Origin of the sequence: Nocardia araoensis NBRC 100135 (assembly GCF_000308435.1) — a bacterium.
GTDB classification, from domain to species: domain Bacteria; phylum Actinomycetota; class Actinomycetes; order Mycobacteriales; family Mycobacteriaceae; genus Nocardia; species Nocardia araoensis.
In genome coordinates, this window is the sequence record NZ_BAFR01000043.1 from 51562 (window position 1) to 57702 (window position 6141).

Annotated in this window: 7 protein-coding genes; 5 read left to right on the top strand and 2 right to left on the bottom strand. The window is 69.2% G+C overall.

The window, feature by feature from the left end; all coding sequences use genetic code 11:
* The first annotated feature begins 21 nt into the window (after positions 1-21).
* Positions 22-945: a LysR family transcriptional regulator gene (locus ON21_RS06225; protein WP_039796394.1), complete on the top strand. Its 924-nt coding sequence runs from the start codon at positions 22-24 to the stop codon at positions 943-945.
* 10 nt (positions 946-955) lie between these two features.
* On the opposite strand, the gene ON21_RS06230 is transcribed toward ON21_RS06225, so the two are convergent.
* Positions 956-1747: a helix-turn-helix domain-containing protein gene (locus ON21_RS06230; RefSeq protein ID WP_039796395.1), complete on the bottom strand. Its 792-nt coding sequence runs from the start codon at positions 1745-1747 to the stop codon at positions 956-958.
* Between the two features lie 86 nt (positions 1748-1833).
* On the opposite strand from ON21_RS06230, the gene ON21_RS06235 reads away from it, so the two are divergent.
* Together ON21_RS06235 and ON21_RS06240 are read left to right on the top strand one after the other, a co-directional pair.
* Entirely contained in the window at positions 1834-2277 is a 444-nt protein-coding gene (locus tag ON21_RS06235; protein ID WP_039796396.1) for a hypothetical protein, read from the top strand.
* Positions 2247-3293 carry a zinc-dependent alcohol dehydrogenase family protein gene (locus ON21_RS06240; RefSeq protein ID WP_245562479.1) on the top strand — a complete coding sequence of 349 codons (1047 nt, stop codon included), beginning with the start codon at positions 2247-2249 and terminating at the stop codon, positions 3291-3293. The genes ON21_RS06235 and ON21_RS06240 overlap by 31 nt, the downstream gene beginning before the upstream one ends.
* Before the next feature lie 3 nt (positions 3294-3296).
* On the opposite strand, the gene ON21_RS06245 is transcribed toward ON21_RS06240, so the two are convergent.
* Entirely contained in the window at positions 3297-3842 is a 546-nt protein-coding gene (locus tag ON21_RS06245) for an HNH endonuclease family protein (RefSeq protein ID WP_245562480.1), read from the bottom strand.
* 848 nt (positions 3843-4690) lie between these two features.
* Here ON21_RS06245 and ON21_RS06250 point away from each other — a divergent pair.
* Both ON21_RS06250 and ON21_RS06255 read left to right on the top strand, forming a co-directional pair.
* Complete coding sequence (locus ON21_RS06250; protein ID WP_039796409.1) at positions 4691-5563, top strand: haloalkane dehalogenase; 873 nt, start codon at positions 4691-4693, stop codon at positions 5561-5563.
* 64 nt (positions 5564-5627) lie between these two features.
* On the top strand, positions 5628-6141 hold a 514-nt coding region (locus ON21_RS06255; protein ID WP_039796398.1), incomplete at its 3' end, for an RNA polymerase sigma factor.

Consider the following 6141-nt stretch of genomic DNA (forward strand, 5'->3'; position numbering starts at 1 on the left):
GCAAGGAAATAGGCTTGTCCGGTGAGCGATAGGGATTCCGATGGACAGCTGGATCTGAACCAATTGCGCACCTTCCTGGCCGTGCACCGGGCCGGATCGATCACGGCCGGGGCGCGGCTGGTCGGCTTGTCCCAGCCGACCGTCACCGGCCAATTGCAGGCGTTGGAGAAGCGGCTCGGCGCCCGACTGTTCGAGCGACTTCCGCGCGGCGTCGCGCCGACCGCGGCGGCGAACGAACTGGCGGCCGGCATCGCCGCACCGTTGGACGCGCTGGACGCCGTGGCGGGCCCGTCCCGCCGCGCCGAACCCACGCCACAGCCCGCCGTTCGTCTCGCCGGACCCGCCGAGTTCCTCGCGGTGCACGGACTTCCGGCGCTGGCGCCCCTGATCGAGCGAGGTGTGCGGCTGACGGTCCACGCGGGGCTGTCCGACGACCTGCTCGGCGGCCTGCGGGCCGGGCACTTCGACCTGGTGGTGTCGACGGTCCGGCCCAGAGGCCGGACGGTGGTCGCCGAACCGCTGTGCGATGAGGAATTCGTGCTCGTCGCCGCGCCCCCGGTCGCCGCACGCGTCGACAGCGATCTGCTGCGGGCCAGGGGGCCGATCGCGCTGTCCGATCTACCGCTGGTCAGCTATGCCCCGGATCTGCCGATCCTGCGGCGGTACTGGCGGCACGTCTTCGGCGTCCGGCTCGCCGCCGAAGCCGCGGTGGTCGTCGCCGACCTGCGCGCGGTCGCCGCGGCGGTCGCGGCGGGGGCGGGGATCAGCGTGCTGCCGAGGTATCTCTGTGCCGCCGAACTGGATTCGGGGTCGCTCGTCGCGCTGCTCGAGCCGGAGGATCCGCCGATCAACACCGCGTTCCTGGTGCGCCGCCCCGGGGCCGCCGTCCGCCCGCACGTCGAGCTGGTCCGCCAGCGGTTGACCGCGGCGGCGCGGCACTGGTGAGGGCGGGCCGTCAGAATCGCGTCGCGCGCTCGCGCAGGATCCGCGCGGTCTGCTCGTCGCCGGGCAGGAACGCCTCCAATTGCAGTTCGGCGAGCGTGACGTCCACCGCGGTGGCGAATGAGGTCAGCGTCGTGATCAAACGCAATTCCCCTTCGGCGCAGCGCAGGCGCAGCGGCACCGCGAAACCGAGATGGTCCGGCCCCGGCTCCGCCTGCGGCAGATAGGACTCCAGCTCGTCGATCAACTCGTCCAACACGGGATCGGGACTGCGCGCCATCCGGTTGCGCAGCGCCTCGGTGACGTGCCGCCCCCATTCCGGCAGGTTGAGCACGCGGGTGGCCAAGCCGTCGGGGTGCAGCGCGAGACGCAGCACGTTGACCGGCGGCTCCAGCAGCCATCCGGCGGCGCCCTCGGCGAGCACCTCGAAGGCCGCGTTGGCGGCGAGCAGCACACCGTGCGGCCGGACCACCAGCGCGGGGTAGGGCAGATGCCCATCCAGGATCGCCCGCAACGCCTCCAGCACCGGCGCCAATTCCACCGTGTCGAGCGCTGATTCGGGGAAGACCGGCGCGTAACCCGCGGCGAGCAGCAGTCCGTTGCGCTCGCGCAGCGACAGTTCCAGTGATTCGGCCAGCCGCACCACCATGGTGCGTCCGGGGCGCGAGCGGCCCTGCTCCAGGAAGCTCAGGTGACGCTGGGTGGTGTCGGCGCGGATCGCCAGATCCAGCTGGCTGACCCGGCGCAGCGTGCGCCAATGCTTGAGCTGCCGGGCGAACCCGGTGGACTCGGCCGCCGTCGTCATGGCAGCAGTATCGGGTGTGGGGCCGCGGGCTCGCCATACCCTGCGGGGAATCGCACAGACCTCCGACGGCGGCAAGACTCCGTCGCATGAGCAAAGAACTCGATGAGCAGGAACTGTCCCGATTCGCCGAGCGCTACATCGCGCTGTGGAACGAACCCGACGCCTTGGCCAGGCGCAAGCTGATCCGGCAACTGTGGGCCGAGGACGGGGCCCAGGTACTGGTGGATCCGCCGCAGGCGATGCGGGAGGCGCTGGCCCGGTTGTCGTTCCCGATCCCGACCGTGGAGATCCGCGGCTACGAAGCGCTGGACCGGCGTGTCGATCGCGCCTACGAGGAGTTCGTCGCACCCGGTGAGCACGTGTTCGTACCCGAAGGGCCGGTTGTGCGCCTCTCGCTGAACCTGATCGGCCTGACCTGGCACATGGTGACGAAGGCCGACGGGGCGGTCGTCGGCGGTGGCTACGACGTCATCGCGCTCGACGACGCAGGCTTGATCCGGTGGGACCACCAGTACATCGGCGTCGCGTGATGGGGGCCGTCGCCTACCATCTCGACCCGGCGCGCGGGGCGGACGCGCTGACCGTCGCGCCGCAGGAGATGCCCGAGCCAGGCCCACGCCAAGTGGTGATCCAGGTGCGGGCGGCGTCGTTGAATCGTCGCGATCTGATGTTGCTGGACGGAACGTATCCGCTGCCCGCGACCCCGGGCGTGGTCCCGCTCAGCGACGGCGTCGGCGAGGTGATCGCGGTGGGCGAGCAGGTCACGCGCGCCGCCGTGGGCGACCGCGTGACCGCCACCTACTTCGTCCGCTGGATCGACGGCCCGCAGCGCCAAGCGCACGTGGTCGAGCAGTACGGCGCGACCTATCCCGGCATGCTCGCCACATACGCGGTGCTGGAAGAGGATTCGGTGGTGCACGTGCCCGGCCATCTCACCGACGCGGAGGCCGCGACGTTGACCTGCGCCGGAGTGGTGGCGTGGGCGGCGCTGACCACGCCCCTGCCGGTGCTGCCCGGCGAGACCGTCTTGACCGTCGGCAGCGGATCGGTGGCGCTCTTCGGCGTGCAACACGCGAAAATGCTGGGCGCCGAGGTCGTCTCGGTCACGCCGAACGCACGCAAGGCCGAGCGGCTGCGCGCGCTCGGAGCGGACGAGGTGATCGATCGGAGCCGTACTCCGGACTGGGAGCTCGCCGTGCTCGATCGCACCGGCGGCGACGGCGTGGAACACATCATCGATGCGGTGGGGATGCCGACCCTGGCGAAATCCGTGCGGTCGGGCGGATACAACGCGCGGATCACCATGATCGGCGCGATGCCCGCCGCCGACCCGCCCGTGGGCAACCCGTTCGGGACGTCGTATCTGTCCATCCGCCGCATCGCGGTGGGCAGCCGGACGGATTTCGAGGCGATGAACCGAGCGATCATCGCCCACCGTATGCGTCCCGTCATCGACCGTGTGTTCGCGTTCGAGGAAGCCGAAGCGGCCTACCGGTACTTCCGCACCGGGGATCCCTTCGGGAAGGTGGTGATCGAGTTTCCCTAGGCCTCAGGGGCAGGCGGTGAGAATCCGTGACATGGCGTCCTTCTCGGCCGGGGTGACCCACAACTTGTAGGCCGTCTTCACCTGGACCTGCCTGGTCACGTAGGCGCAGTGGTAACCCTTGTTCGGCGGCAGCCATTCGGCCGCGTCGGAGTCGCTCTTGGACTGGTTGGTGGGACCGTCCACGGCCTGCAGGTTCATCGGGTCGTTGGCCAGGTCGCGGCGGCGTTCGGCGGAAAGCTGCTGTGCGCCTGTCTGCCAGGCGTTCGAGAGCGCGACGACGTGGTCGATCTGCACGTCGTCGGAAGTCTTGGTGCCGCGCTTGAAGTCGATGGTCTTGCCGGTGTAGAGGTCGGCGAGCATGCCGGTCGAGACGATGCATTTGCCCGACTTGAACGTCACGTCGGTCATGTCGCGCTGGAGGATGTCGTTGCGGGTGTCGCAGCCGTTGCCGCCGCCGGGGACCGAGACGTTGTCGGACCAGGGAGGTCCGAATTCGTCACGGCTGTAGCCGGTTTTGGGCGCGCGGTCGGCCACGCGCAGGGCGTTCAACAGGGCGAGGGCATCGCGGGATGGGATCGGGGCGGGCGCGTCGGCGCAGGCCTTGCCACCGGAACCGCAGCCCGACGCCGTCGACTGGCCGGGGGAACGGTTGTGCAGGAGACGAGTCCGATGGAAGTCGCCACCATGATGCCGATCAGAGCCAACCGTTGCACTGTGGACTTCATCGAACTTCCTAACGCCGAATCCACTTGAAACTGTAACCGGCGTCAAGGTATCCAGTGGCGGCGTTCGCGCAACCGACCGGCGCGTATGACATTCGGCACAGCGGGCCTTGCATCGGAGTCGGTCCAGCCGGGAGAACGGGGCCGCCCCCGAATCGCCGTGCCGGCGCCGATTCGGGGGCGGTTTATCACGAGCAGGCCGGTGGAGCCGCGCGGTTGTGCGGATGGTTGTCCACTCCGAAGACCGCACTGGGACGACACCACGGGGCTGATGAGGGGGAGGTCCCGAGGTGTCGAGCCGCGCCTGCTCCGGGCTCGCTCGTGATGATCAGGGGTGATCGATATCCGGCGGGCACCGGTGACCAGGGAAGCCGCTCTCCGGTTGCCGTACGCATCCGCTCCGTCTCGATCACGCTTTGTTCTACGTACCAAGACAGTAGATAGATGTCGTGTGAATTGGCAAGTTCGTTCCCACGGTTCAAAAAGTTTCTCAGCCGATCTTCAGTTTCGGCCATACATCTACTGCATGAGTACGGATGTGCCCGCATTCTGTCCGCTCCGCGCGACCGGTTCGACGGGCGTGTGACGATGCTCACTTCATATCCGGTCACAGGCGGCGGGATTCGTGTGTCCAAACGGGTGCAGGCGAAAGGCCGAACCCGAAAGGACCACATCATGCCTACCGTCGACGTCATCGACTCGTTCATCAACTACCGCGACACCGGTGCCGGAGGGGTCCCCGTCGTGTTCCTGCACGGCAATCCGACCTCCTCGCATCTGTGGCGCAACGTGATCCCGCACGTCGCCGACCGGACTCGGGTGCTGGCGCCGGACCTGATCGGCATGGGGGAGTCGGGCAAGCCGGACAGCGCCTACCGTTTCACCGATCACGCCGCCTACCTGGACGCCTGGTTCGACGCGCTCGGCCTGGACCGAGTGGTGCTGGTCGGGCACGACTGGGGTGGCGCGCTCGGCATGGACTGGGCCGCTCGGCATCCCGGCCGCGTGCGCGGGATCGCGCTGATCGAAACGTTCCTGCGGCCGATGCGCTTCGACGAGCTGCCTCCGCTCGGCGCCGAGCTGTTCCGGAAGTTCCGCACCGCGGAAGGGGAGCGAATGATTCTGGAGGAGAACACCTTCATCGAGTTCAACCTGCCCAAGGGCGTCGCCGACCTCTCGCCCGAGGATCACGACGTGTACCGGGCGCCCTATCCGACCCCGGCCTCGCGCAAGCCGCTGCTGGCGTGGACGCGGGAGTTCCCGCTGGACGGTGCGCCCGCCGACGTGGTCGCCGTGGTGCGCGACTACGACGATTGGGCGGCCGCGACGCCCGAGGTGCCCAAGTTGCTGATGGCGTTGGAGAACGGTGTCGGGCTGGGATCGGCGGAGGTGATCGACTGGGCCGCGAGCACCTTCGCGAGCGCCGAGGTCGCGCCGATCGGTCCGGCCGGCCACCACGCGCCGGAGGACCGGCCCGACGAGATCGGCCGGGCGGTCGCGCAGTGGCTCGACCGGCACGCCCTGCTCGAGGCCGGCGCTCGCGCGTGATTCCCGCCGAACGGTGAGCCGGCAGTGCTTGCGCCGACCGCGGCGCGGGCCGAATGATGGCCGGATGAGCACGGAGCAGGAGCGGGCCGCGGCGGAAGAGAAGGCCATGGTCGCCCGCGCGGTCGCGGGCGACCGGGACGCCGTCGCCGAGGTGGTGCGGCTGTTGCAGGACCCGCTGTACCGGCTGGCGTTGCGTATGGTCTGGCGGCCCGCGGAGGCCGAGGACGCGACGCAGGAGATCATGGTGCGCGTCCTCGATCATCTGCACACCTGGCGCGGCGAGGCCAAGCTGGTCACCTGGGCCTACCGCATCGGTGTCAACCACCTGCTGAATCTGCGGCGGCGGACCCCGCAGGAGGCCGTGGAACTGAGCTTGGACGCCTACCGGGACGGGCTGGCCGACGGTTTGTCGGAGGCGGACTACCGCGGACCGGAAGCGGTGCTGCTGACCGCCGAGGTGCGGCTCACCTGTAGCCAAGGCATGTTGCAGTGCCTGGCCCGGGACGAACGGATCGCCTTCGTGCTCGGCGACGTGTTCGAGCTGAACTCCACCGAGGCCGCCTGGATCCTCGACATCA